At 49.4% G+C, this 26,435-nt stretch carries 26 protein-coding genes and 1 riboswitch; of the genes, 20 read left to right on the top strand and 6 right to left on the bottom strand.

All coding sequences use genetic code 11. The annotated features are described in order from the left end of the window. Positions 1 to 2: 2 nt before the first annotated feature. Positions 3 to 977 (bottom strand): octaprenyl diphosphate synthase, encoded by a 975-nt coding sequence (gene ispB / locus HMPREF2608_RS00770; RefSeq protein WP_070765665.1) that lies wholly within the window; start codon positions 975 to 977, stop codon positions 3 to 5. A 263-nt stretch (positions 978 to 1,240) separates the two neighbouring features. On the opposite strand from ispB, the gene rplU reads away from it, so the two are divergent. The 3 genes from rplU (at position 1,241) to ubiM (ending at position 3,308) form a co-directional block, all read left to right on the top strand. Continuing rightward, entirely contained in the window at positions 1,241 to 1,549 is a 309-nt protein-coding gene (rplU, locus tag HMPREF2608_RS00775) for a 50S ribosomal protein L21 (RefSeq protein ID WP_002216394.1), read from the top strand. A 27-nt stretch (positions 1,550 to 1,576) separates the two neighbouring features. Then, positions 1,577 to 1,849: a 50S ribosomal protein L27 gene (gene rpmA / locus HMPREF2608_RS00780; RefSeq protein WP_002212328.1), complete on the top strand. Its 273-nt coding sequence runs from the start codon at positions 1,577 to 1,579 to the stop codon at positions 1,847 to 1,849. Positions 1,850 to 2,123: 274 nt separating this feature from the next. Beyond that, positions 2,124 to 3,308, top strand: coding sequence for a 5-demethoxyubiquinol-8 5-hydroxylase UbiM (gene ubiM / locus HMPREF2608_RS00785; RefSeq protein ID WP_003680095.1), 1,185 nt, complete (start codon positions 2,124 to 2,126; stop codon positions 3,306 to 3,308). A 65-nt stretch (positions 3,309 to 3,373) separates the two neighbouring features. On the opposite strand, the gene HMPREF2608_RS00790 is transcribed toward ubiM, so the two are convergent. Beyond that, a complete protein-coding gene (locus tag HMPREF2608_RS00790; protein ID WP_070825648.1) occupies positions 3,374 to 4,051 on the bottom strand; it encodes a 7-cyano-7-deazaguanine/7-aminomethyl-7-deazaguanine transporter in 678 nt (225 codons plus the stop codon). A gap of 100 nt (positions 4,052 to 4,151) precedes the next feature. Then, a complete protein-coding gene (queF, locus tag HMPREF2608_RS00795) occupies positions 4,152 to 4,625 on the bottom strand; it encodes a preQ(1) synthase (RefSeq protein WP_003748427.1) in 474 nt (157 codons plus the stop codon). Between the two features lie 3 nt (positions 4,626 to 4,628). Further along, positions 4,629 to 4,673: riboswitch (PreQ1 riboswitch) on the bottom strand. A gap of 147 nt (positions 4,674 to 4,820) precedes the next feature. On the opposite strand from queF, the gene rfaQ reads away from it, so the two are divergent. Then, positions 4,821 to 5,903, top strand: a complete 1,083-nt coding sequence (rfaQ, locus tag HMPREF2608_RS00800) for a putative lipopolysaccharide heptosyltransferase III (protein ID WP_070825649.1) — start codon at positions 4,821 to 4,823, stop codon at positions 5,901 to 5,903. Between the two features lie 6 nt (positions 5,904 to 5,909). On the opposite strand, the gene HMPREF2608_RS00805 is transcribed toward rfaQ, so the two are convergent. Beyond that, positions 5,910 to 6,890 (bottom strand): hypothetical protein, encoded by a 981-nt coding sequence (locus tag HMPREF2608_RS00805; RefSeq protein WP_070825650.1) that lies wholly within the window; start codon positions 6,888 to 6,890, stop codon positions 5,910 to 5,912. A 365-nt stretch (positions 6,891 to 7,255) separates the two neighbouring features. Between HMPREF2608_RS00805 and HMPREF2608_RS00810 the strand changes: the two genes are divergently transcribed. Beyond that, a complete protein-coding gene (locus HMPREF2608_RS00810; RefSeq protein ID WP_070734840.1) occupies positions 7,256 to 8,551 on the top strand; it encodes a M23 family metallopeptidase in 1,296 nt (431 codons plus the stop codon). A gap of 92 nt (positions 8,552 to 8,643) precedes the next feature. Further along, positions 8,644 to 9,864 (top strand): nicotinate phosphoribosyltransferase, encoded by a 1,221-nt coding sequence (gene pncB / locus HMPREF2608_RS00815; protein ID WP_070712162.1) that lies wholly within the window; start codon positions 8,644 to 8,646, stop codon positions 9,862 to 9,864. A 39-nt stretch (positions 9,865 to 9,903) separates the two neighbouring features. On the opposite strand, the gene mtgA is transcribed toward pncB, so the two are convergent. Together mtgA and aroE are read right to left on the bottom strand one after the other, a co-directional pair. Further along, positions 9,904 to 10,605 carry a monofunctional biosynthetic peptidoglycan transglycosylase gene (gene mtgA, locus HMPREF2608_RS00820; protein WP_003684244.1) on the bottom strand — a complete coding sequence of 234 codons (702 nt, stop codon included), beginning with the start codon at positions 10,603 to 10,605 and terminating at the stop codon, positions 9,904 to 9,906. Between the two features lie 2 nt (positions 10,606 to 10,607). Continuing rightward, entirely contained in the window at positions 10,608 to 11,417 is an 810-nt protein-coding gene (aroE, locus tag HMPREF2608_RS00825; protein WP_070825651.1) for a shikimate dehydrogenase, read from the bottom strand. 166 nt (positions 11,418 to 11,583) lie between these two features. Here aroE and HMPREF2608_RS00830 point away from each other — a divergent pair, with 166 nt between their 5' ends. The 14 genes from HMPREF2608_RS00830 to HMPREF2608_RS00895 all read left to right on the top strand — a co-directional run. Continuing rightward, the gene (locus tag HMPREF2608_RS00830) at positions 11,584 to 11,967 is read left to right on the top strand and encodes a surface-adhesin E family protein (protein WP_070825653.1); all 384 of its coding nucleotides are present in this window, start codon (positions 11,584 to 11,586) and stop codon (positions 11,965 to 11,967) included. A 238-nt stretch (positions 11,968 to 12,205) separates the two neighbouring features. Further along, positions 12,206 to 13,624 (top strand): type I glutamate--ammonia ligase, encoded by a 1,419-nt coding sequence (gene glnA / locus HMPREF2608_RS00835; protein ID WP_070589404.1) that lies wholly within the window; start codon positions 12,206 to 12,208, stop codon positions 13,622 to 13,624. 210 nt (positions 13,625 to 13,834) lie between these two features. Further along, complete coding sequence (locus HMPREF2608_RS00840; protein WP_070825654.1) at positions 13,835 to 15,079, top strand: hypothetical protein; 1,245 nt, start codon at positions 13,835 to 13,837, stop codon at positions 15,077 to 15,079. A 62-nt stretch (positions 15,080 to 15,141) separates the two neighbouring features. Next, a complete protein-coding gene (locus HMPREF2608_RS00845) occupies positions 15,142 to 15,792 on the top strand; it encodes a site-2 protease family protein (RefSeq protein WP_070825655.1) in 651 nt (216 codons plus the stop codon). A gap of 131 nt (positions 15,793 to 15,923) precedes the next feature. Then, positions 15,924 to 16,928 (top strand): tRNA dihydrouridine synthase DusB, encoded by a 1,005-nt coding sequence (gene dusB, locus HMPREF2608_RS00850; protein WP_070825656.1) that lies wholly within the window; start codon positions 15,924 to 15,926, stop codon positions 16,926 to 16,928. A gap of 38 nt (positions 16,929 to 16,966) precedes the next feature. Further along, positions 16,967 to 17,338 carry a toxin gene (locus HMPREF2608_RS00855; RefSeq protein WP_070825657.1) on the top strand — a complete coding sequence of 124 codons (372 nt, stop codon included), beginning with the start codon at positions 16,967 to 16,969 and terminating at the stop codon, positions 17,336 to 17,338. A 275-nt stretch (positions 17,339 to 17,613) separates the two neighbouring features. After that, positions 17,614 to 17,853: a Fis family transcriptional regulator gene (locus HMPREF2608_RS00860; protein WP_003684241.1), complete on the top strand. Its 240-nt coding sequence runs from the start codon at positions 17,614 to 17,616 to the stop codon at positions 17,851 to 17,853. A 43-nt stretch (positions 17,854 to 17,896) separates the two neighbouring features. Next, complete coding sequence (locus tag HMPREF2608_RS00865; RefSeq protein WP_070825658.1) at positions 17,897 to 18,631, top strand: glutamine amidotransferase-related protein; 735 nt, start codon at positions 17,897 to 17,899, stop codon at positions 18,629 to 18,631. Between the two features lie 76 nt (positions 18,632 to 18,707). Further along, complete coding sequence (locus tag HMPREF2608_RS00870; RefSeq protein WP_070825659.1) at positions 18,708 to 19,583, top strand: DMT family transporter; 876 nt, start codon at positions 18,708 to 18,710, stop codon at positions 19,581 to 19,583. 65 nt (positions 19,584 to 19,648) lie between these two features. Next, entirely contained in the window at positions 19,649 to 20,467 is an 819-nt protein-coding gene (locus HMPREF2608_RS00875) for a hypothetical protein (RefSeq protein ID WP_070825660.1), read from the top strand. Positions 20,468 to 20,575: 108 nt separating this feature from the next. Further along, complete coding sequence (locus tag HMPREF2608_RS00880; RefSeq protein WP_070825663.1) at positions 20,576 to 21,745, top strand: chloride channel protein; 1,170 nt, start codon at positions 20,576 to 20,578, stop codon at positions 21,743 to 21,745. 163 nt (positions 21,746 to 21,908) lie between these two features. Further along, the gene (gene purH, locus HMPREF2608_RS00885; RefSeq protein WP_070825661.1) at positions 21,909 to 23,489 is read left to right on the top strand and encodes a bifunctional phosphoribosylaminoimidazolecarboxamide formyltransferase/IMP cyclohydrolase; all 1,581 of its coding nucleotides are present in this window, start codon (positions 21,909 to 21,911) and stop codon (positions 23,487 to 23,489) included. Positions 23,490 to 23,690: 201 nt separating this feature from the next. Further along, positions 23,691 to 23,819, top strand: coding sequence for a hypothetical protein (locus tag HMPREF2608_RS11585; protein WP_283122270.1), 129 nt, complete (start codon positions 23,691 to 23,693; stop codon positions 23,817 to 23,819). Positions 23,820 to 24,585: 766 nt separating this feature from the next. Then, a partial coding sequence (locus HMPREF2608_RS00895; protein ID WP_283122271.1) for an ESPR-type extended signal peptide-containing protein occupies positions 24,586 to 26,435 on the top strand: 1,850 nt, incomplete at its 3' end.

The raw sequence follows: 26,435 nt of genomic DNA on the forward strand, positions 1-26,435 counted from the left end.
GATTAAGATACTCGGGCCAAAGATTCTTTTGCCAGTTGGATCATGGCTTCTTTGACTTCGCTGTCAGGCAACACGTTCAATGAAGCGATGGCTTTGTCGACGGCTTTTTTCGCTTCGGAAATCGAATACGGCAAAGCGTCGGAGTTGACGACATAGTCGTGGATTTTTTCAAAATAGCTGCGGTCGGCATTTTCCAAGGCGTGGCGCACATCGTTTGCTGCCTGCTCGGAGCCGTTTCGCATCAGGTAAATCAATGGCAGGGTAGGTTTGCCTTCTGCCAAATCGTCGCCGACGTTTTTACCGATTTCTTCGGTTTCGCCTGAATAGTCCAATACATCGTCAATGATTTGGAAAGCCGTACCGACGTACATGCCGTAGTCTTTCAAGGCTTGCTCGTGTTCGGGGGAAGCCTTGCCCAAAATTGCGCCGACTTGTGCGGCCGCTTCAAACAGTTTTGCTGTTTTGTATTGGATAACTTGGACGTATTGCTCTTCGGTAATATCCGTATTGCCGATGTTCATCAGCTGCATGACTTCGCCTTCGGCGATGATGTTGGTCGCATCTGCCATCACTTCCAAGATACGCATGCTGCCCGAACCAACCATCAGTTGGAAGGCGCGTGTATAGAGGAAGTCGCCGACCAAAACAGCCGCCGCGTTGCCGAAGAGGTTGTTTGCGGTTTTACGGCCGCGGCGCAAATCGCTTTCATCGACGACATCGTCGTGCAGGAGGGTGGAGGTGTGGATGAATTCCACCATCGCTGCCAGCGAGTACAATTTTTCATCGTCATGCCCGACTGCTTTGCCTGCCAAAATGGTAATAATCGGACGCAGGCGCTTACCGCCCGCGCTGATGATGTATGTGCCGATTTGCGAAATCAGTGCGACATCAGATTGAACAGCTTGGTTGATGACCGCATTAACTTTGGCAAGGTCATCGGGCAGGTGGCGTTGGAAGTAAGGCAGGTTTTCGAGCATAAAACATTCTCTGTTGATAAAACGGAGCGGAGGCTCCAATGAATCTGTTTAAACCCGTACATTCGGTCGGGGTAATAACGTTGCATAAAGATATCAGCAATCCAGCGCGTGATTATATCAGTTAAAAAGCATGCAACATATCTTTCAGACGGCCTTTTCACTTGTAAATAAAATAAATTTTGACAAAACAGGCAAATAGAAATAGAATAGCTCGTTTCGCACATGGTGTGCGGAATGTTAACCTAATTCTCATGGAGTTGAGTATGTACGCGGTCGTAAAAACCGGCGGTAAACAATACAAAGTTTCCGTTGGCGAAAAATTGAAAGTAGAACAGATACCAGCCGAACTCGACAGCCAAATCGAACTGACTGAAGTTTTGATGATTGCTGACGGCGAATCTGTAAAAGTAGGCGCACCTTTTATCGAAGGCGCAAAAGTAACAGCTAAAGTCGTTGCTCATGGTCGTGGCGAGAAAGTACGCATTTTCAAAATGCGTCGTCGCAAACACTACCAAAAACGCCAAGGCCATCGCCAAAATTTCACCCAAATCGAAATCGTGGCAATCGCCTAATTTCAAGTAAGTTCAGGAGTATTACAAATGGCAAGTAAAAAAGCAGGCGGTAGCACCCGCAACGGTCGCGATTCAGAAGCCAAACGCTTGGGCGTTAAAGCCTACGGCAACGAGCTGATTCCGGCAGGCTCTATCATCGTTCGTCAACGTGGTACTAAATTCCACGCAGGTGACAACGTAGGCATGGGCAAAGACCACACTTTGTTTGCTAAAGTCGACGGTTACGTTGAATTCAAAACCAAAGGCGCGCTGAACCGTAAAACTGTCAGCATCCGTCCTTACACCGGTTCTGAAGAATAATCGTTTTACGATTGAAAGCCGCATTCTGAAAAGGAATGCGGCTTTTGTTTGTCAGGCTGTTTTGTCCGTTTGATAAAATCCGTATGTCGTGAAGCTTGATTTATATTAAGGCCAAAGTAAAAACGTGCTTACAATCGATGGCCTTTGTTTTATTCTATCGACTCTTTCTATATAATCTATCAAATGCCTTTGATTTACCCTCATGTAGCTAAACACAGTAAACTTAAGGCCGTCTGAAAAAATCCGTATCAGTTGAATACAAGGAATTCCTCCCATGAGCTTACACAGTGATATTCTCGTCGTCGGCGCAGGCCCTGCCGGATTAAGTTTTGCCGCAGAGTTGGCCGGAAGCGGTTTGAACATAACCCTGATTGAAAGAAGTCCTTTAGAAGTGTTGCAAAATCCGCCGTATGACGGCCGTGAAATCGCACTGACACACTTGTCGCGCGAAATCATGCAGCGATTGGGTATGTGGGATTTGATTCCAAAAGACGAAATTTATCCTTTGCGCGATGCCAAAGTATTGAACGGTCATTCCGATTACCAGCTCCACTTCCCGCAACCGACTCAGGCGCGCGGCGAGCCTGCGGACTGCTTGGGCTATTTGATCTCCAATCACAATATCCGCAAAGCCGCTTATGAAGTCGTGTCCAAATTGGACAACGTGAAAATTCTGACCGGCACTAATGTTAAAGAAGTCAAAACTTCTGATGATGAGGCGCAAGTTATTTTGGAAAGCGGCGAGGTATTGACCGGCCGTTTGTTGTTGGCCGCCGATAGCCGCTTCTCGCAAACGCGCCGTCAATTGGGCATTTCTTCAGATATGCACGATTACAGCCGCACCATGTTTGTGTGCCGCATGAAGCATACCTTGTCCAACCTGCATACCGCATATGAATGCTTCCACTACGGCCGTACCATTGCGTTGCTGCCTTTGGAAGAACACTTGACCAATACAGTGATTACGGTGGACAGCGATAAAGCCGAAACGATTAAAAACATGTCGCCGGAAGAATTGGCAGCCAGTGTGAAAGAGCAACTCAAAGGCCGTTTGGGCGATATGGAATTGGTCAGCACCATTCACAATTATCCTTTGGTTGGTATGATTGCCCAACGTTTCTACGGCAAACGCAGCGCGTTGATTGGTGATGCCGCAGTCGGTATGCATCCGGTTACTGCGCACGGTTTCAACTTGGGTTTGGCAAGTGCTGATCTTTTGGCTAAATTGGTGCTTGAAGCCGAGCAACGCGGTCAGGATATTGGTGCGAAGAGCCTGCTGGAAAAATACAGCACCAAGCATATGCTACACGCCCATCCGATTTACCACGGCACCAATATGCTGCTGAAACTCTTTACCAATGAAACTGCTCCGGCAAAACTGCTGCGCGGTTTGGTATTGCGTGCAAGCAATAACTTCCCACCGCTGAAAAAACTGATTACCAAACAATTAACCGGTTAATTGTTTAAAACATAAAAGGCCGTCTGAACGATTAAAGTTTCAGACGGCCTTTTTTTATCTGCTGTTTATTTGGCTAAAACCGATTCGGGCATTTCTTGACGGACGTTTAAGGAAGTCAGCTTTTTGGTCAAGATGCTTAATACGATGCCGTATGCAGGCAGGAAGAAGAGGGTGCAGATGGTGAGTTTGAATAGATAATCGACAAATGCGATGCCCTGCCAGTTTGCCGCCATAAATTCATCGTTGCTCGCATAAAAGGCAACGGCGAAAAACACCAGCGTGTCCAAAGCATTGCCAACAACGGTGGAAGCAGTAGGGGCAATCCACCATGATTTCAGACGGCGTAATTTGTTGAACACGAAAATATCGAGGATTTGCCCGAGCGCATAGGCGGAAAAGCTGGCCAATGCGATACGGCCGACGAAGGTGTTAAATTCAGTTAAAGATGCCCAGCCTGTCCAGTTGCCGTCATGAAAGAGGACGGAGAAGACGTAAGAGAGCAGCAGGGCGGGGAGCATAACCCAAAAAATAATCCGTCTCGCCAACGGCGCGCCGAAAATGCGCACGGTCAGGTCGGTAGCGAGGAAGATAAAGGGAAAGGAAAATGCGCCCCAAGTGGTAAAGATACCGAAAATTTGAAAGGGGAACTGCACCAGGTAGTTGCTGGCGGCAATAATAAAAATATGGAAAAGCACCAGCCAGAAGAGCGCTTTCTTCTGCTGTGCGGCAGTAAATTCGTACATGGGAATCTTTCGGAAGTTTTTCAGACGGCATGAAGCCTTGCGAGACCGTGCAATAAGTAAAGTCGCGTAATAAAAAGTGCGTTAGGCCGTCTGAACGGGATTATTGTGCATCGTGTTCAAACAGGCGTTTGCGTGCTAAAGCTTCAAACTCTGTGCCTGCTTTGCCGTAGTTGGCAAACGGATGAATGGCGATGCCGCCGCGGGGTGTGAATTCGCCGAATACTTCGATGTATTTCGGATCCATCAGGGCGATGAGGTCTTTCATGATGATGTTGACGCAGTCTTCATGGAAGTCGCCGTGGTTGCGGAAGCTGAAGAGATAGAGTTTCAGTGATTTGCTTTCCACCATTTTGATATGGGGGATGTAGCGGATGTAGATGGTGGCAAAGTCGGGCTGGCCGGTCATCGGGCAGAGGCTGGTGAACTCGGGGCAGACGAATTTGACGAAATAGTCGTTGTCGGGATGTTTGTTGTCGAACGCTTCCAAAATTTCAGGCGCGTACTCGCTCGGGTATTGGGTTTTCTGGTTGCCCAAAAGGGAGATGCCTTGCAGCTCTTCGTTGTTGCGGGACATGAGGTTTCCTTAGTTTTTTAATGTGGGAGGTTTTCGAACCACGGGGTGCGGATTGTAATATAAATTGCATGGCTTGTGCGGATTTTATAGCGATGAATCAGCAGGATAGGTTTCAGACGGCCTGTTTTGTATTTTATGAAACCTGTTTTCCGCTTTACAATAGCAGCCAATCAACAGGCCGTCTGAAAGTATTGTATGTCTTTAGCCCAACCCAAACGTATTCTGATCATCAAATTGCGCCATCATGGTGATGTGCTTTTGAGCACGCCGGTGGTCGATGCGCTGAAAACCCGTTTCCCCGATTGCGAAATCGATATGCTGGTGTATTCCGGTACGGGGCAGCTGATTGCCGATAATCCGCAGATTGCGCAGATTTTTACCATTGATCGAAATTGGAAGAAGCTGGGCGTGTTTAAGCAGTTGGCGTGTGAGAAAAACCTTTTCTCTAAGCTGAAGGCGCGTGATTACGACTGGGCTTTCAATCTGTCCGACCAATGGCGCGCGGCAATAATCGCCAAACTGTGCGCCCGTTGCAGCGTGGGTTTGGACTGCATCAAGCGCGACGGATTTTGGTGGCGTTTCTGTCATGATTTTATCAACCATGAGCTGGATACCAGCCATCATATCGTTGAAAACCAATTGAATATCCTTGCGCCGCTTATCCAGCTAGAAGACGTGGCCGATGCGAAGGTACGCCTTTGGGTGGCACAAGATGCAAGGGAAAGCATGCGACAGAAATTGCGTGAGCAGGGTTGGAGCGGCGAAGATTATGTGTTGATGCACCCGGGTGCGCGTTGGCATTTCAAATGTTGGGAAGACGGCAAAAACGCCGCCATCGTACAGCTTCTGCTCAACAGCGGGCAGAATGTCGTATTGACTGCTTCTCCCGACACTGTCGAACAATACATGCTTCAGGAAATTATAGGCCGTCTGAATATTCCGGAAGGCAGAAAAGTATATGTGTTGTCCGGATGCTTGAGCCTGCGTGAATTGGCGGCGGCCATTGAGGGCGCCAAGCTGTTTGTCGGTGTTGATTCCGCACCGATGCACATCGCCGCTGCTTTGGATAAACCGCAAATCGCTTTGTTTGGAGCGTCATGGGTGGATAAATGGCGTCCGTACTCCGAGCAGGCTGAAGTCATTTATGCCGGCGATTATGCAGAACTGCCCAACCCTGACAGTATCGATACCAACGATCCGACACGTCTGTTGAAAGCGATTCCGTTGCAGGATGTGTGGGATAGAATTTCTGCCAAATTGGAAGCGTTGGAGGCTTAAAACCGCTTACCACGATCCGTTAAACGTTTTAGCTTTGCGCCAAAATGCCCATTTGGAACGGCGGCCGATTTCCAGCGTGCCGCCGTTTTCGCCGTCTGTAGTAATGCAAACGGTTTTCAGACGGCCTGAGGCGAGTGCGTCCCATAAAGGCGCAAACCAACGATTTTCCCAGCTTTCCAAAATATCTTTGTATGCCCAAACATCGCCTGTCTGTAAGGTGGAAACCAAGTCGTCCAAAAAGATAAGGCCGTCTGAAACCGTGTTGCCTGTTTCTTGAACCATCTCAAACCAAGCCTTCAAATCGTATGGTGCATCGAGTTTGGGCGTATCTGAAAAACGCGCCCATACGCTGTCTGAAGCGACAATATCCGCAGACTGTGTACCGTCCGCATCATTCCACAGCCACAAACCGTTGATTTCCGGCAAGCCTTGTTGTTCGCGCGCTTGGTTAATCGGATGCGTGTGGAGAAACATTTGGATTTCCGTCTGCATAGCCAACCAAGACACCGCATCTTCGCCGTGCGCCTGACCGTCCATTTCCGGCTGTCCGCACACATCCAAAACACATTCCGCGCCCCAATCTTCAGTCTTCGGCATACTGAGCAGCCACATGCTTTCGCAAAGCGGCTCGAATTGCCAATCTTTATCTTGATAAAACGCCGACAAATCCGCACATAACTGCTGCGCCTCTTCTTTTTGGATGCCGATAAACTCGCCGCTGATAATGTTGACATGGTGCATGCCCATCTGTTGCCAAACCGGAGAGGCAAAAGCGGCTGCGCGTTTTTGGTTTGTGTGGCGTAAACGTTGCACTTGGGTAATGAGGCTGCCGTTCCACAAATGGCGGCCGTAAAATTCAGACGGCCTGAGTGTTTCTTTGCGTAATATGCCGTAACGCAAAAGACGGTTAAAAGCAGGTAAGGCAAGCGCAGGCACGGATTCGTCGGCAAAACGATTGAGCGAGGGGAGGGCGAGGGTCAGCTTCATAAGCGCAAATAGATAGGAAAACCGTTATTTTACGCGACAAATGATGCGTTTCGGAACCTTGCCCTCACGCCCTGAAAAAGAGCTGTTCGGACGGCCGGTTTGGAAAAAATGGGCTGTCATGCTAGAATATGTGGCGTAAATTTCAGAAAAACAGGGTGTAAATCAACACAATAGCCCTGATAATAACGTCAATCTCAAATACGACCTCATTCATTCCGAATGAAAACCTGATTTTCAGATCGGAAAAAAAGACTCAAAGTCCTTTATCCCCAAAACTGTTTAAACCAGCAGGCGGTCGCGGCAGGCCGGATGTGCCGGCATTCTGCAAACTTTAAAAAAACAGACCGCCCCATTAAGGATAACGCGTGATTAAAAACAAATATTCCACTCGATTCAAAGCAACCCTCTTAGCGTTTCTGCTGCCGGCTTCAGGCATCATGACCGCATACGCCATTACCGACCCTCAACCTGCACAAACCGATTTCAAAGTCGAGCGTATTTCCGAAGAGCTGCCTGCCGTTTATGTGGAAACCAATACCTATCAATCCAGCTATTGGGCGCAAGAAGCCGTCCAAGCCGGCGACTCTTTGGCAGACGTTTTGACGCGCATGGGTGTCAACCAAGAAGACATCAAGCAAATCATGGCGAAAAACAATGCCAACCTCGACATGAAAAACCTGCGGACCAACCAATCCGTCAACATCCGCATCGATTCTTCAGGCCAAGTGACCGACGTTCAATTCTTTACCGATGAAGAATTGGAACGCAACTTGGTGGCTTTGGAAAAAGTCAAAGGTAAATGGCGCATCTCCAATGCCGAAATCGACATGAAAACCATGCCGACCCTGCGCTCCGTGCAAATCCGCACTTCCGCTATCGGCGATATGCTTCGTGCCGAAATTCCTTCCGAAGTGTATATCCAGCTCAAAGAAATCTTTGCCGATTCGTTCAATATGAGCGACTTAGGCGAAGGCGATACCGTGCGTCTTTTGTACAACAGTATGTATTTCCGCGGCCAGCAAATGGCGGTCGGCGATATTTTGGCGGCTGAAGTGGTTAAAGACGGCAAAACCTACCAAGCCTATTATTACAGCCAAGGCAAAGGCGACGAAGAAAGCGGTAGCTACTACGACCAAAACGGTAAGTCCCTGCAACAAAAAGAAGGCTTTAATACCGAGCCTGTTGCATACACGCGCATTTCTTCCCCATTCGGCTACCGTGTCCACCCGGTTCTGCATACCGTCCGTATGCACACCGGTATTGACTATGCCGCGCCGACTGGTACGCCGATTAAGGCCGCTGCCGACGGCGAAGTGATTTTCAAAGGTTGGAAAGGCGGCTACGGTAATACCGTGATGATTCGCCATGCCAACGGTGTGGAAACCCTGTACGGTCACATGAGCGCGTTCAGCCCTGCCGACGGCAGAGTCCGTGCCGGCGAAGTAATTGGTTTTGTGGGTACAACCGGCCGTTCTACCGGTCCGCACCTGCACTACGAAGCACGCGTCAACGGCCAGCCGGTCAACCCGACTACCGTCGCCCTGCCGACGCCGAAGCTGACCCCGACCAATATGGCCGCGTTCCGCAAACAGCAAAAAGATGCCAGCACGATGTTGTCTACCATCCGCTCTTTGCCGGTTTCCGTAGCGCAGCTGGATTAATAAGATAAAGGCCGTCTGAATAAGGTTTCTTTCAGACGGCCTTTCCTATTAAAATCGATACCTCAACGCCCACGTTTACTCAGAGAAAGCTTATGTCTGCTCATCAGCCCATTATCCAATCCCTGCTTGATACCGACCTGTACAAATTCACCATGCTGCAAGTCGTGTTGCACCAATTCCCGCAAACCCACAGCCTTTACGAATTCCGCTGTCGCAACAAAGAGATGGTGTATCCGCTGGCCGATATTCAAGAAGACTTGGAACGCGAACTCGACGCCCTGTGCCAGCTTCGCTTTACCCATGACGAACTCGATTATCTGCGCAGCCTGCGCTTTATCAAAAGCGACTTTGTCGATTACCTCGAACTTTTCCAACTCCAACGCCGCTTCGTCCAAGTCAGTCCCGACGATCAAGGCCGTCTGAATATCCGCATCGAAGGCCCGATGATACAGGCGATGTTCTTCGAGATTTTCATTCTTGCCATCGTCAACGAACTCTATTTCCGCCGCTTGGAAACACCTGCCGTCATCGAAGAAGGCGAGCGTCGTTTGCAGGCCAAAGCGCAACAGCTGAAAGAAATCGCGGCTACACAAAATCCGAATGATCCGCCGTTCCTGATTTCCGATTTCGGCACACGCCGCCGCTACACCCTTGCATGGCAGGAACACGTTATCCGTACCTTATTAGAAGCCGCTCCCGATATCGTGCGCGGTACCAGCAACGTTTATCTGGCCAAAAAACTCGGCATCACACCCATCGGCACCATGGCGCACGAGTTCCTCCAAGCCTTCCAAGCCTTGGACGTACGTTTGCGCAATTTCCAAAAAGCCGCGCTGGAAAGCTGGGTACATGAATACCGCGGCGACCTCGGCATTGCACTGACCGACGTAGTCGGCATGGATGCCTTCTTGCGTGATTTCGATCTTTACTTCGCCAAACTCTTCGACGGCCTACGCCACGACAGCGGTGATCCTTATGTTTGGGGCGACAAAGCCTACGAGCATTACAAAAAACTCAAAATCGACAGCCGCACCAAAATGCTGACCTTTTCAGACGGCCTCGATATTGAGCGTTCATGGGCGTTGCACCAATACTTCAAAGACCGTTTCAAAACCAGTTTCGGTATCGGTACCAACCTGACCAACGACTTGGGGCACACACCTTTGAACATTGTCTTGAAGCTCGTCGAGTGTAACGGCCAATCCGTCGCCAAGCTCTCTGACTCCCCGGGCAAAACCATGACCACCAACAACACCTTCCTCGCTTACCTGCGCCAAGTGTTTGACGTACCGGAGCCGGAAGAGAAAGCCTAAAAACAAAGGCCGTCTGAAATGTTCAGACGGCCTTTTAAATTAATCCATATCGCTTTCGGGCAATTCTGCCGAACCCATACGGCGCAGGATGATATTGGTTTTGTTGTGCATTCGTTTGCTCTTAGGGTGGTCTGCGTAAAACAGCGGAGCCGGAACGCGCGCCGTGAGCTTGGCGGCTTGTTGGCGGGTGAGGGCGGAGGCAGGTTTCTTGTAGAAATACTGGGATGCAGCTTCCGCGCCGAATACGCCGTAGTGCCATTCGATTGAGTTTAAATACAGCTCAAAAATGCGGTCTTTGTCGGTAACAGCTTCCATCATCGCCGTAATCGCCGCTTCTTCGCCTTTGCGGATGTAGCTGCGGCTTTCGTTGAGAAACAGGTTTTTCGCCAGTTGCTGGCTGATGGTCGAGCCGCCGGCTTTGACTTCGCCGCTTTGCTTATTGCGTTTCATGGCGTATTTAATGCCGTTCCAGTCAAAGCCGCTGTGTTCGGCAAAGTTGGCGTCTTCGGAAGCAATCAGGGCTTTTTTGAGGTTGACGGAGATTTGGTCGTAAGGCACCCAGCGGTAATCCAGCTCGACATCGCGGCCTTCTTTTGCAAACTGGCTCATGCGCATGGACATGAAGGCGGTTTTGCTGGGTGCGACGGCGCGGTAGGTAATGATGTTGCCGTACACATAAGCGTTGAAGAAAATGAAGATGCCGATGGGCAGGGCAATCAGCCATTTGATGATGCGGAACATAGTTACAGGGCTTTCATATATTCGATAACGGGGCGGATATCGGGCGTAAATCCGCGCCAAATATGGTAAGAAGCGGCAGCCTGACCGACCAGCATGCCCAGGCCGTCTGAAACTTTGACCGCGCCGTTGCTTTGGGCAAAGTTCAAAAACGCCTGAGCCGCTTCTCCGTAAACCATATCGTAGGCAAGGTGGCAGCCGCGGAAAATTTCAGGGCTGACGGCAGGAAGCTGACCGCTCAAGCCGCCGGACGTGCCGTTGATGATGATATCAAAACCGCCGTTCAAATCCGCCATCGGGACGGCCTCAATGCCGAAAAGCTGCTCCAATTCCTCGGCTTTGGCATGAGTACGGTTGGCAATAACGATACGGGCAGGGCGGTGTTCTTTCAACACCGGAATCACGCCGCGCACCGCGCCGCCTGCGCCCAAAAGCAAAATGGTTTTGCCTTCGATGGCAATGTTTTTAACCTGCGTGATGTCGTTGGCCAAACCGATACCGTCGGTATTGTCGCCGCGTATTCTGCCATCTTCCAACCACACCAGCGTATTGACCGCGCCGGCAGCCAAAGCGCGGTCGGAATGTTCGTCCGCCAGCGCAAAAGCTTCCTGCTTGAACGGAACGGTTACATTCGCACCTTGCCCGCCCTCGGCACGAAACGCCGCAACAGCCTCGGCAAAACCGCCGATTTCGGCACAAATGCGCTCATATTCAATGGTTGCACCTTCCTGTAGCGCAAATTGCTGATGGATTTGCGGCGATTTACTGTGTGCAACGGGATTGCCGAAAACGGCGTAACGCGGGAGGGTAGTCATGGTCGTGTTCCAAAAGACGGGATGGCTATTTTATAACGGCGGCGTACATATGGAAACGATGCTGTCTGAAACGGTTGTCAGGTAGCATTATGGAATATTTGTTTCTTGAAAAAAGTCATTTCTTTTTTACAATTTAACTTTATTTTTTACAATTTAAGGGGCGAACATGAAAAAGATGTTGTGCTTGGCAGTATTTGCATTAGGGTTGGCAACGCCGGCGGTGGCGGCGGATTGGGTGTTGTTGGGTAATGACAGTGACATTACTATATTTGGTGATGCAGACAGCCGTACGGACGATAGAGCATGGTTTAAACATAGGTACGCCAAGCCGCAAACGATTGGCGATGGAAAATTTTTTAATACAACTAAATTGTTGGAAGAAATAGATTGCGGTGGTAAACGTCGTAGGATTTTGACGATAACGGCGTATTCCAAATCGGGAAACTCTATCGGCTCTGAGACACCATCCTATGCCGAATGGCATTATGTTATTCCCGGTACGGTTGGAGAGAGTATGTACAAATTTGTCTGCAACCGCTATCCTCGCTGACCGTTTTCAAACCAAACAACAGATGCCGTCTGAACTGCTTTCAGACGGCATCTGTTTTGTCGGCATTCGGACAAAAGGGCGGGCATTCCGCTTTTGAACAGACAAACTGAAGCATATTGTTGACAATCTTGCCGTCTGAAACTATATTTCATTGCGTAAAAACGGGTGCCCTGATGTATTTCAGACGGCCTTACCGTGGTAGAATAACAACTTAAACTCATTCCCTCAGGAGCTGAAGATGTCCATCAAAGACGCTGTAAAACTGATTGAAGAAAGCGAAGCCCGCTTCGTAGATTTGCGCTTTACCGATACCAAAGGCAAGCAGCACCACTTTACCATCCCCGCCCGCATCGTCCTCGACGATCCCGAAGAATGGTTCGAAAACGGTCAAGCGTTTGACGGTTCGTCCATCGGCGGTTGGAAAGGTATTCAGGCTTCCGATATGCAGTTGCGTCCCGATGCGTCTACGGCCTTTGTTGATCCTTTCTACGATGATACCACCGTTGTCTTTACCTGTGATGTCATTGACCCTGCCGACGGCCAAGGCTATGACCGCGATCCCCGCTCTATCGCACGCCGCGCCGAAGCCTATTTGAAATCTTCCGGTATCGGCGACACCGCCTATTTCGGCCCCGAGCCTGAATTCTTCGTTTTTGACGGCGTAGAATTCGAAACCGACATGCACAAAACCCGTTACGAAATCACTTCCGAAAGCGGCGCATGGTCAAGCGGCCTGCACATGGACGGTCAAAATACCGGCCACCGTCCGACCGTCAAAGGCGGTTACGCACCCGTTGCGCCGATTGACTGCGGCCAAGACCTACGTTCTGCCATGGTCAATGTTTTGGAAGAACTCGGCATCGAAGTGGAAGTCCATCACAGTGAAGTCGGTACCGGCAGCCAAATGGAAATCGGCACCCGTTTCGCCACTTTGGTTAAACGCGCCGACCAAACCCAAGACATGAAATATGTGATTCAAAATGTCGCCCACAACTTCGGCAAAACCGCCACTTTCATGCCCAAACCGATTATGGGCGACAACGGCAGCGGTATGCACGTTCACCAATCCATTTGGAAAGACGGTCAAAATCTGTTCTCAGGCGACGGCTATGCCGGTTTGTCCGATACCGCCCTTTATTACATCGGCGGCATCATCAAACACGCCAAAGCCCTGAACGCGATTACCAATCCGTCCACTAACTCCTACAAACGCCTCGTGCCTCACTTTGAAGCACCGACCAAACTGGCATATTCCGCTAAAAACCGTTCCGCTTCCATCCGCATTCCGTCCGTGAACAGCAGCAAAGCACGCCGCATCGAAGCGCGTTTCCCTGACCCGACCGCCAACCCATACTTGGCGTTTGCCGCTTTGTTGATGGCCGGTTTGGACGGTATTCAAAACAAAATCCATCCGGGCGACCCTGCCGATAAAAACCTGTACGACCTGCCACCGGAAGAAGATGCATTGGTGCCAACCGTTTGCGCTTCTTTGGAAGAAGCACTGGCCGCCCTCAAAGCCGACCACGAATTCCTCCTGCGCGGCGGCGTGTTCAGCAAAGATTGGATCGACAGCTACATTGCCTTTAAAGAGGAAGATGTCCGCCGTATCCGCATGGCACCTCATCCGCTGGAATTTGAAATGTATTACAGCCTGTAAAACAGCTGAGGCATTTTAAATAGAAAATCAAAGGCCGTCTGAAACTGGATTTGAAGTTTCAGACGGCCTTTAGATTTGAATTGGCTAGGGTATTCTGATTTGCCATAATAGCGAGAAGCAATGAGTCATGCCGTTTGAAGGCCTTTATGGAATCGGTGCCTTGTGTTAAATTGTGCTAACGAAATCATTTAATCAAAAAGGTTGGACAAAATGAATAAAATAATTGGTTTGGCCATTGCTGCGGCATTTGGTTTGAGCGCGTGCAGTAATTTAGATCACAAAACCGCGCACGAGGTCATGTCGATTTCCAATGACCGTATTTTAAAAGAAGACCACAGCTTTAACATCACAGGCAGCTCTCAAGTATATATCAGCCCATTGGCTGAAGCTGTATTGGCAGATGAAAAGGTGGAAAAGAAAGCCGAAGCGAAAGCAGAGGATGCCAAAGCCAAAGAGGGGGAGGCGGCAGCCTCTATGGAGGTTGCTCAAGAAGACGACGCTGCTTCGAAGCAGGAGTTTTCTGAACGAGAAGAGGCTGAGTTCCGCAATGCAATGCTTGATGCCTTGCCGGACGGCAATATCGCACAAGTTGCCGTTGATTATCTGGATAAATATCCTGCCATATCCAGTTACATAGAAGGGGTTCATCTGAATTATGAGTCGGCAGTTGATTTGTCAACGCGTCAATTTGAGTTGATTCCTGAATTGACCATCAACAACCACAATGAAAAACTTAGTATCAAACTTCCTATGAAACTGGATGCGGAAAAATGGGAAATTTATATGGATCCGCCTGCCAGTGCTGCTGCCATTATTAGTGTGTACACTGATGAGACAATCGGCAAACGTTTAATCAAAGAACCTTTAAAATTGAGTTTGAAAGAAATCGGTGATTCGAAACGTATGCCTTTTGATCATATTGCAGAGGCGGGAGTACGTGCTTTTTTGAGTGCCAATAAGGCTATGCCTGCCGATGCATATGTATTTAAAGAAATGGATGCCTTTGGTAAGGCAAATCATGCACGCTATCGTGTACGTCATGTCATGAAACCAGAGTATGATTCTATCGTAATGAAGGCAGTGGCTAAGGCTTTTGATGAAGAATTGTCGAAATTACAGAAAACGCCTCAACCAGGGTCAACAGAAGAAGATTATAAAAATGCGCGGGAATTTTTCAGTATGTCTGTCAACATAAGTGATAACCAGCCACTTAGCGTCCAGCGGATATTCGGTAACAATCTTGTTGTCGACTATTATCTCGACCGCAAAGGCCGCATGTTGGCTTCCCGCATGTATATGCAAATCAACGGCACACATAAGGCCATTAATATTATCGGTGACAGTGTGTACAGCAATTACGGCAAACCGGTCTTCAAATTGAATCCGCAAGGTAAGGGCATTACTTGGAAAGAGCTGAAAGAGTTTTTCAGTTCGAATAAAAAAGAAGACGATTAAAGCCTCGGGCTGTCTGAAAGGATATTTTCTGTTTTCAGACGGCATGTTTGATAAGGAAAACCATGTTTGCAAATTTTGATTTAGGCGTATTTCTGCTGGCAGTATTGCCCGTGTTGTTGGCCATTACCGTGCGCGAAGTGGCACGCGGTTATACGGCGCGGTATTGGGGCGACCATACCGGCGAGCAGTTCGGGCGTTTGACCCTCAATCCGCTGCCACACATCGATCCTGTCGGTACAATTGTCGTGCCGCTGGTGTGTCTGATGATAGGCAGTTTTCTATTCGGCTGGGCGCGCCCCATGCCCATCGATTCGCGCAATTTCCGTGATCCGCGCCGCGCGTGGCGTTGGGTGTCGATTTCAGGTCCGATTGCCAATCTGATTTTGGCGTTCTTTTGGGGTTTTGTCGTCGTACTTTCCGCGTATGTGCCTGAGTCTTATCAAGCGCCGTTGGTACAGATGGCCGGTTACGGCGTGATGGTGAACTCGATTTGGGTCGCATTCAGCCTGATTCCGATTTTGCCTTGGGACGGCGGTATTTTTCTCGATACCTTCCTTAACGCCAAGCAGTCCATGCAGTTCCGTAAAATCGAGCCATATGGTACATGGATTATCCTGATCCTGTTGTTTACCGGCCTGCTGGCCAAACTGATTTGGCCGATTATCGCCATGATTCAGGCCGCAGTGCAGATGGTTGTCATGCTGTTTATTTAAATGTTGTGGCTGAAAAGGCCGTCTGAAACTCAGTTTCAGACGGCCTTTTTCATTGTGCAACATGTAAATACGATTGGAAAAGTTGCTTAAAAATTGTACAATCTCAGCCCTTTCAATTTGGCGCACACATCATGCACATCGGCGGCTATTTCATTGACAACCCCATCGCACTTGCCCCCATGGCAGGCATTACGGACAAACCGTTCCGCCGGATTTGCCGCGAGTTTGGCGCAGGGTGGGCGGTATGCGAAATGCTGACCAGCGATCCGAGCTTGCGCCATACCAAAAAAACCTTGCGCCGCAGCGATTTTGAAGGCGAGGGTGGAGTTGTGGCCGTGCAGATTGCCGGCAGCGATCCGCAGCAGATGGCGGAAGCTGCGCGTTACAACGTCGGCTTAGGCGCGCAGGTCATTGATATAAACATGGGCTGCCCGGCCAAAAAAGTATGCAATGTGCAGGCGGGCAGCGCATTGATGCAAAACGAGCCTTTGGTTGCCGAAATCTTGGAAGCCGTTGTCAACGCGGTGGACGTACCCGTTACCCTCAAAACCCGTCTGGGCTGGCATGACGAACATCAAAACTTGCCGACCATTGCCAAAATCGCCGAAGAATCAGGCATCGCAGCCCTTGCCATCCACGGCCGCACCCGTACGCAGATGTACAAAGGTGAAGCGCGTTACGAACTGATTGCCGAAACCAAAGGCCGTTTGAACATCCCCGTCTGGGTCAACGGCGATATTACTTCGCCGCAAAAAGCCGCCGCCGTCCTCAAGCAAACTGCCGCCGACGGCATCATGATAGGGCGCGGCGCACAAGGCAGACCGTGGCTTTTCCGTGATTTAAAACATTATGCCGAACACGGCGTTTTGCCGCCGGCCTTAAGCTTGGCAGAATGCAATACCACCATTTTGAACCACATCCGCGCCATGCATGAATTTTATGGCGAAGTGGCCGGCGTACGCATCGCCCGCAAACACATAGGCTGGTATATCGACGAAATGCCCGACGGCGAACAAACACGCCGGGAAATCAACCGCTTGGACAGTGCCTCAGCACAATACGATACCCTTGCCGCCTATCTTGAGATACTTTCAGAAAAAACCGACCGTTGGGTATGCCATTATCGGGAAGACTAAAGGGTTTCAGACGGCCTTTTTCTTTTTGGGAAGTAAATATGAAATTGACCTCACGGTTCAAACGTTTCGGCATAGCCGCGCTGTTGCTGACAGGATTTGGTATTTATGCTTATGACTACAATCTGATAGCCTGTAAATTAATGGATCGCTATTGGAATGAAGACAAGAGCAGGTGCATGAATCCTGATTGTCGTCAACATGATGCTTGTATGCTGAGTGCAGGGAAGGATAAAGCAACATGCGAAACCATCCGCCCCGGTGACAGTTTGGATAAGGCTTGGTATGTACTGGGCAAACCTTGGTATGAGGAGAATGGGCGTTTCTTTTGGGGTAATAAATATGGAGATAATGTAGCAGAAATCGAACCTGACGGAGAAAAGGTTGGCAAGATTACTTGCTTTGAGGAGTAGGGTGCATGAGGAGATGGTTTCAGGAAGCCCTATGTTTAAGTTGTTAAAATAATTGTTTGTCAAAAAACATCAAGCTGATTCTATGTTTCCGCGCAATCGTTTCGAACATGTGGATTGGGAACAGGAGTTAAAGAAATCTATTTCAAAATAAATCGATAGTTAATCAAAAATAAATATAAATCGGATAGGGTAAATTCAATCAAATCAAATAAACGTCGTCTGAATGTTCAGACGGCTTCATCATTTAAAAACAAATCTAAAGAAAGACAATCACGATGAATCAAACGACGACTGACATTGCGCAATGTATTGAACAAAACTTACGACAATACTTCAAAGACTTGGATGGTACGGAACCTTGCGGCGTGTATGATATGGTATTGCATCAAGTGGAAAAGCCGATGCTTGCCTGCGTGATGGAGCAATGCGGCGGCAACCAGTCTAAAGCGGCGGTCATTTTGGGTTTGAACCGCAATACCCTGCGTAAAAAATTACAACAGCACGGTATGCTGTAATACGGCAGGGCAATCCGTCCTGACGGTCGAAGGAGAAATAACAATGCAAAATCCGAATAAATTAAATATCCATTTCATCTTGCACGAGGCATTTGAAGTGCCGGGAGCATATTTGAAATGGGCGCAATGGCGCGGACATAACATCAGTACAACCAAAGTGTACGAAAGGGAAACCCTACCTGGCAATGTGGACGATATAGATTTTTTGATTGTGATGGGCGGGCCGCAATCGCCTGATGAAGACAGGCAGGCATTCCCGTATTACGACCCCGAATCCGAGCTGCGCCTGATGCGTCAGGGGATGGCGGCGGATAAATATATTGTCGGCGTGTGTTTGGGTGCGCAGCTTTTATCCGTTGCCTACGGCGCGCGCCACACACGCAGCCCTGAGCGTGAAATCGGCATTTATCCGATTGAGCTGACGGCGGAAGGTTTGGCGGATGCCCATGTTTCCCTGTTGGGCAAAACCCTGAATACCGGCCATTGGCACGGCGATATGCCCGGTTTGACGGATGAGGCGGTTGTGTTGGCAACCAGCAAAGGCTGTCCGCGCCAGATTATCCGTTTTGCGCCCAAACATTATGCCTTCCAGGCCCATTTGGAGTTTGACCGTGAAGCCGTCGGGCTGCTGATTGCGGCGGACGGACGCGAAAATGTGGCTGAACAAAGCCAAGCCCAAACTTATGTCCAGCATCCGGATAAAATCGAAGCGGCGGATTTCAGTGAAATGAATGCCAAACTCTTTGACTTTTTGGATTCGCTGACGCAGACAAAATAAAAAAGGCTAACCCTCCAGGCCGTCTGAATAATAAATATAGAGAAGAAACGATTAACCCTTTTTAAAAGGTCGGACCATGTTCTATCAAATACTTGCCCTGCTGATTTGGGGCAGCTCTTTTATCGCTGCCAAGTATTCTTACGAGATGATCGACCCTGCGCTGATGGTTGAGGCACGGTTGTTGATTGCCGCATTGATGGTGATGCCGTCGTGCCGCCGTCATTTGGGTAGGATTCCGCGGAGCGAGTGGAAGCCGTTGTTATGGATTTCCTTTGTCAACTACGTTGTCGTTTTGATGCTTCAGTTTATCGGTTTGAAATACACGTCTGCCGCCAGCGCGGTTACCATGGTAGGGTTGGAGCCTTTGCTGGTGGTTTTTGTCGGTCATTTCTTTTTCAACGACAAAGCGAAAATTTACCACTGGATTTGCGGTGCGGCGGCGTTTGCCGGCGTGGGCATGATGGTAATGGGCGGTGCAGAAGAAGGCGGTACGATTGATTGGTTCGGCTGTTTGCTGATTTTGCTTGCGGGATTGGGTTTTGCAGGCGTGATACGACCGAGCCAGCAGATGATTGCCCGCATCGGTGCGCCTGCATTTACCGCGGCTTCCATGGCTGTGGCGGCGGTGTTGTGTCTGCCGTTTTCGCTGGTGTTGGCAGACAGTTATCAAATCAACTGGTCATGGGGCGGTACGCTGTCGATTTTGTATATGGGCATCGGCTGTAGCTGGCTTGCCTATCTGTTGTGGAACAAAGGCATGAACAAAGTCCCTGCCAACGTCTCCGGCCTACTGATTTCGCTTGAGCCTGTCATCGGCGTTATCATGGCGGTGCTAATTTTGGGCGAACATTTAAGTGCTATGTCTGCGATGGGCATTACCGTCGTTATTGCGTCCACTTTTGTCGCCGGTATGTTGGCGCGTGTCAGCAACAAACACAAAAAGGCCGTCTGAAACGGTTTCAGACGGTCTGAAGTAAGCAGTATCTTTTTTCAATAAAACATTTTGGGAAAATTTCTATGAAACGCATTATCTCTCTACTTTTGCTTGCCTGCCCCGTTTTGGCGTCGGCAGCACCCGATAACGACAAAGCCGCCGTACAGGCCGTCATTGCCAAGTATTACAACCGACCGCTTGCCGCGCACAAATGCCAGCTCGCCAAGCCGCCGAAAGACAGTGAGACAGCATCTGACAATATCATGTATTGCATGAAACCCGTTGCCGATCATACCGTAACGCGCAACGGCAAAGCCGCGCGCTATGTGTTGTACACAGGTTTTGCCTACGATATGGAACAAAAAGTAAAACAGGATGCCCATGCTTCTTCCGGTCTGGCAGAATTGTTTGTTTTGGAGAAAGCAGACGGCAAGTGGGCAATCAAACAGCACGGAAAAGATAAAATCGGCGCATGGGGCGAGCCGCCGGAGAATAAGGCGTGGAAGTTTGTTCAGGTAGGCGCGCAAAACTGGGGCTATGTTGCCGAATCAAGTTATACAGGCCAAGGCGACACGACGACTTCGCAAAACTTCCTGTTTACCGATGATAGCAACCGAATCCGCAACAGTGTCATGATCAGCGGTAACGATAACGGCGCATATTTTGGCGATTGCGATGAATTGAAAAGGCGTGAAAAACGAGACTGCAAAGACAGATATACCAGCCTGGAAGCCAAAATTGCTTTTGACAAAAGCCGTCCTGCCGTATCCGGCGTATGGGTGTTGACTGCAAAACTCAGCGGCGTATCAGGAAAGAAAAATTATAAAAATCAGAAATATATTTTCCCTTATAACGGCCAAACCCACGTCGCCCCCAAAAACTATCCCTTAGGCGGACAATAGTTCCCTCGAAAAACGCTTTGATCAAACCATTACTACCTCAAGTCAAATCCCGTGAAAGAAACGCATAAACTTTGGGCCGCCCTCATCATTACCGGCATTATTGGCGGTATGGTCGGCATTGTATTAACCGAAATCATGCACACAATTCAATATCTCGCCTACGATTACGGTTCAGACGGCCTATACGTTTCTTTCCGCGAGGGCGTATCGCAGGCAAGTTCGGAGCGACGTATCGGCGTGATGGCCTTTTGCGGCGTGGTGGTCGGCTTGGGGTGGTGGTTGCTCAAACGCTACGGCAGACCGCAACCGAGTATCAAAGCAGTGGTTAAAAATCCGCTCGCCGGTTTTCCGTTTTTTGAAACCGTCAGCCATGCCCTGTTGCAAATCATTACTGTCGGGCTGGGCTCGCCGCTCGGTCGTGAAGTTGCGCCGCGTGAAATGACCGCTGCCTTTGCTTCAGTAGGCGTCAACCGTTTCGGGTTAAGCGAAGACGACGCAAGGCTGGTCATCGCTTGCGCCTCGGGTGCAGGTTTGGCGGCTGTGTATAACGTGCCGCTCGCCTCCACACTTTTTATCCTCGAAGCCATGCTGGGCTTGTGGACGCAGCAAGCCGTCGCCGCCGCATTGCTGACTTCAGTCATCGCCACCGCCGTCGCACGCATCGGCTTGGGCGACGTGCAGCAATATCATCCGACCAACCTTTCCATCAACACCTCATTACTTTGGTTTTCCGTCATCATCGGCCCGATACTGGGCGCAACCGCCGTCTTTTTCCAGCGCACAGCCCAAAAGTTCCCCTTCATCAAGCGCGACAACATCAAAATCATTCCCTTGGCCGTCTGTATGTTTGCACTCATTGGCGCGATTTCCGTTTGGTTTCCCGAAATTTTGGGCAACGGCAAAGCAGGCAACCAATTGACTTTTGGCGGATTGACCGACTGGCAACACAGCCTTGAGCTGACCGCCGTCAAATGGCTGGTTGTCTTGATGGCGCTGGCGGCAGGCGCATACGGCGGCCTAATTACCCCGTCCATGATGCTCGGCAGTACCATCGCCTTTGCCGCCGCAGCCGCGTGGAACGGCGTTTTCCCAGAAATGTCCTCCGAAAGAGCGGCCGTTGTCGGAGCCGCCGTTTTCCTTGGCGTTTCCCTCAAAATGCCACTGACGGCCATCGTCTTTGTTTTAGAACTCACCTACGCCCCCGTTGCCTTGCTCATGCCCTTATGTGCAGGCATGGCAGGCGCAGTATGGGTGGCAAAGAAAATGGGATTTAAATAGGCAAAAGCATCAGGCCGTCTGAAACCTCGTTTCAGACGGCCTTTTACAATAAAATTGTCAACAATATCTATAAAAACCTACTGCCAAAAAGGCGAAAATAGCGGATAATACCGCCCTGAAAATTCATCCCATACTGATTAAACCTTCAACAAAGGAAATCCAAATGTCTTCCATCAAACGCGCCCTGATCAGCCTATCCGACAAGACAGGCGCAGTCGAATTTGCCCAAACCCTGACCAAGCTCGGTGTAGAAATCCTCTCTACCGGCGGTACAGCAAAGCTCTTGGCTGATGCAGGCGTTCCTGTTATCGAAGTTGCCGACTATACCGGTTTTCCCGAAATGCTCGACGGCCGCGTGAAAACCCTGCATCCGAAAATCCACGGCGGTATCCTCGGCCGTCGCGATTTGGACGAACACGTCGCTAAGATGGAAGAACACGGCATCGGCAACATCGACCTCGTGTGCGTCAACCTTTACCCCTTCGCCGCCACCATCGCCAAACCAAACTGCACACTGGAAGACGCGATTGAAAACATCGACATCGGTGGCCCGACCATGGTGCGTTCTGCCGCGAAAAACTGGAAACACGTTGCCATCGTTACCGACACAGCCGATTTCCCTGCCATCGCCGCCGAACTCGAAGCCAACAACGGCGCATTGAGTGACAAAACCCGTTTCAACCTCTCACGCAAAGCATTCAGCCATACTGCCCAATACGACGGCATGATTTCCAACTACCTGACCTCGCTTTCAGACGACGTCTTGAGCGGCCAGCCCCAAATCGGCGAATTTCCAAGTCAGTTCAACCAAAGCTGGATTAAAGTGCAAGATATGCGCTACGGCGAAAACCCGCACCAACGCGCCGCGTTCTACCGCGATATTTACCCAGCTGCAGGCAGTCTTTCCGCCTACAAACAGCTGCAAGGCAAAGAATTGTCTTACAACAATATCGCCGATGCCGATGCCGCTTGGGAAGCCGTTAAATCCTTTGACGCGCCAGCCTGCGTGATCGTCAAACACGCCAATCCGTGCGGCGTAGCCATCGCCTCCAATACCTTGGATGCCTATAAACTCGCCTACGCTACCGACACTACCAGCGCATTCGGCGGCATCATCGCCTTCAACCGCGAAGTGGACGGCGAAACCGTCAAACAAATTACCGACAACCAATTTATGGAAGTCCTCATGGCGCCGAAGTTCACCGCCGAAGCACTCGAAATCGCTGCCGCCAAGAAAAACGTGCGCGTATTGGAAGTGCCGCTTGAAGCAGGCGCCAACCGCTTTGAACTCAAACGCGTCGGCGGCGGACTGTTGGTACAAACCCCCGACATTCACCGACTTAACCGCGCCGATTTGAAAGTCGTCTCCAAACGCGAACCGACCGAGCAAGAATGGAACGACCTGATGTTTGTTTGGAACGTCGCAAAATACGTCAAATCCAACGCCATCGTCTTCGGCAAAGGCGGTCAAACCTACGGCATCGGCGCAGGCCAAATGAGCCGCGTGGACAGTACCCGCATCGCTGCCCGCAAAGCGCAAGATGCCAATCTCGACCTCAACGGTGCATGTGCCGCTTCCGATGCCTTCTTCCCATTCCGCGACGGCGTAGATGTCATTGCCGAGCAGGGCATCAAAGCCATCATCCACCCCGCAGGCTCCATGCGCGACCAAGAAGTTTTTGATGCAGCGGACGAACACGGCATCGCCATGGTCGTAACCGGCATCCGCCATTTCCGCCACTGATAAGCTGATATAAAATAAAGGCCGTCTGAAAACAAAGTTTCAATATCATGAAACCCGTTTTCAGACGGCCTTCTTTAATCATCAAACAATTTAGCGGCCTAACTACAAATCAGGACAAAGAAACCAAGCCCCAGCCCGTCCGATTCATGCAGCAACACAACGCCACACAAGCCTAAAACCAACCCACTCAGAGAAAGAAACATGAAACACATTCTCCTCATCCTTGCCCTCGCCACACTCGCCGCCTGCGCCTCCAGCCATACCGGTGGCTACGGCTATGCCGGCAACAACGGCGCTTCCGCAGGCGTAACCCAAACATTCCGTTGGTAAGGCCGTCTGAAAAACAACACAGTTTTCTACAATAGAGAACAAACAACTTCCAAACGTAAAGGCAAGTTTTACACTTGCCTTTTTAACGCCGTCCATCGGCTTAATAGCGCATAAATTCGTATCATTTGCCCGCTGTTTGCTATGTTAGAAAACGTCAAAGGCCGTCTGAAAACAGGCGATACAAACCCTTTACACGTTTCAAATCGATCTTCAATACAAATTTCATTAATTCTCTAAATAAAAGCCCATATTTAAATCTATCACTAAAGAAACTATTCAAATCATATATTATTTAGTAATCATTATTGTTTGAGAATAAAAAAGTAAAATCAAATAGCTAGAAAAACCGTTTAAAAAAAGCAACAAGTAAATTTAACGGGCATGACCGTTGAGACCGAAAAAGTAACACTTTATCGGAAGAGTTGATTTGTAAAACCAAACGCATATAAAATTTGGACAAGGATTCCGAATGCATTGATAGAAGCTGACAAAAAGTGACTTGTTAAGAAACAAGCTGACAAAAAACGGCACATCGTTTCCCAAACTTCACAAGCTTCTGGAAATGTATCAGCATAAAATCCCATAAAACAGGCTTTTAGCTGCTATTCGGCCGAGTGGAGACTTTTGGCACGGGAATTGCATACAAGAGATTACGACGTAAAACCGCATAAAGGGGAGACTCTGAAGTGCGGCATATGTATGGGCAAGCGGTTTATCGCCGAGCAAACGTCCCAAAAGAAATCAAACCCCTTACAGGAAAATCGATATGAATAAAGTCTTTAAAGTCATTTGGAACCACGCGACCCAGACATGGACCGCGGTTTCCGAGATCAGCCATGCACACGGCAAAAAATCCGCTTCTGACAAGCGTAAAGCCGTAGCTGCTGTAGTGGTTGCTGCAGGTGCCTTGATGGCTTCTGGTGCTGCTCAGGCAGGTGTGGATGTGGATAACAGTACAATTACTATTAAGTCTAATGATAAAAATCGGAAGACAATAGAGCTAGGTTTCAACAATATCAATATTGGTACTGATGCAAATACTTATAGAAACGAAGGTAACAATGTAGTCTCTCATGACGCAATTGCTATTGGTACTAATGCAACTGGTACTGGCGATAAAGCAGTAGCTATTGGTAAAGGTGCAAATGCAACTAAAGAAAATGGTGTTGCAATTGGTTTTAGTGCAACTAATCAGTCCATTGACTCTGTTGCGATTGGTAGAGAGGCAACATCTAGCAAAGATATGGATGTAGCTATTGGTAAGCAAGCTCAAGCTACCGGTGGTGAGTCTCTTGCTTTTGGTTCTCAATCAAAAGCATCTGGTCAGGCTACTATTGCTGTAGGTAAAGAATCTAATGCTTCTGGTTCTTCTGCAGTTGCTGCTGGTTATCAGTCTGCAGCAGCTGGTGATAATGCTGTAGCTGTTGGTAAAAATACGACTGCAGGCGCTACCAATGCGATTGCTGTTGGTTTGCGTGCTACTGCTACCGGTACTCGAGCTATTGCAACAGGTGCTGGTTCTAAAGCAACTGGCGAGCAATCTCTCGCAACAGGTTTTACAGCTCAAGCATTGGGTAATAACTCTGTCGCTCATGGTAATGCCGCAGTTGCTAACCAAGCTGCTGACGTTGCTGTAGGTTTTGAAGCAAAAGCTGATGGTACCTCTACTGGTGCTGATGGTGATGGTGTTGTGGGTGCTAATAATGCCGGTTCAGCTATGGCAATCGGTACTAATGCTCAAGCAACCGGTATCGTGGCAACTGCTATCGGTCAACGTTCTCAAGCCCTGGCAAACGGCGCAGTAGCATTGGGTGGCGACGCTAAAGCTAAACAAGGTTCTGCTGTAGCAATCGGTCGCGGTTCTGTAGCCGACGGTATTTCTGCTTCTGCATTCGGTCCTGCTGCTCAAGCAACAGGTAAATACTCAGTAGCTTTGGGCGTACAAAGCCAAGCCACTTCACAACAAGCCATCGCATTGGGCCGTGGTGCTCAAGCCAATGGTGGTGAATATGCAACTGCTCTGGGTAACGGTGCTCAAGCAACAGCTAAAAACACTCTGGCTTTGGGTACTGAAGCTAAATCTACTATCGAAAACAGCGTAGCTCTGGGTAACGGTTCTACAACCAGCAAATTCGTACCTACTAACAGCGCTACTGTTGGTAACTACACTTACAGTGGCTTTGCAGGTGCAACCAGCGGCTTGGGCAACGGCGCAGTATTGTCTATAGGTTCTGCAGGTAAAGAACGTCAAATCCAAAACGTTGCCGCAGGCCGTATCTCTGCAACTTCTACCGATGCAATCAACGGCTCTCAATTGTTTGCCGTAGCCAATCGCATCGAAAATCTGAATCCGTTCGAATTCTATGGCATCAACGGTAGTTCGGCCAATGCTCCTGAAGGTACTTATACCTACAACCCAAATAAAGCCGGCACTACGCTGAAACTGATCGCTGGTGACGGTTTGACAATGACCTCAAACGGCACTAACGAATACACCCTGAGCGTAATTGGTGGTGGTGCTACTGGTGCTAAAGGCGATACAGGTGCAACTGGCGCGACTGGTCCTAAAGGCGATACTGGTGCAGCCGGTGCTAAAGGCGATAAAGGTGACACTGG

It is taken from the genome of Neisseria sp. HMSC064D07, from assembly GCF_001837185.1.
GTDB lineage: Bacteria > Pseudomonadota > Gammaproteobacteria > Burkholderiales > Neisseriaceae > Neisseria > Neisseria flavescens_C.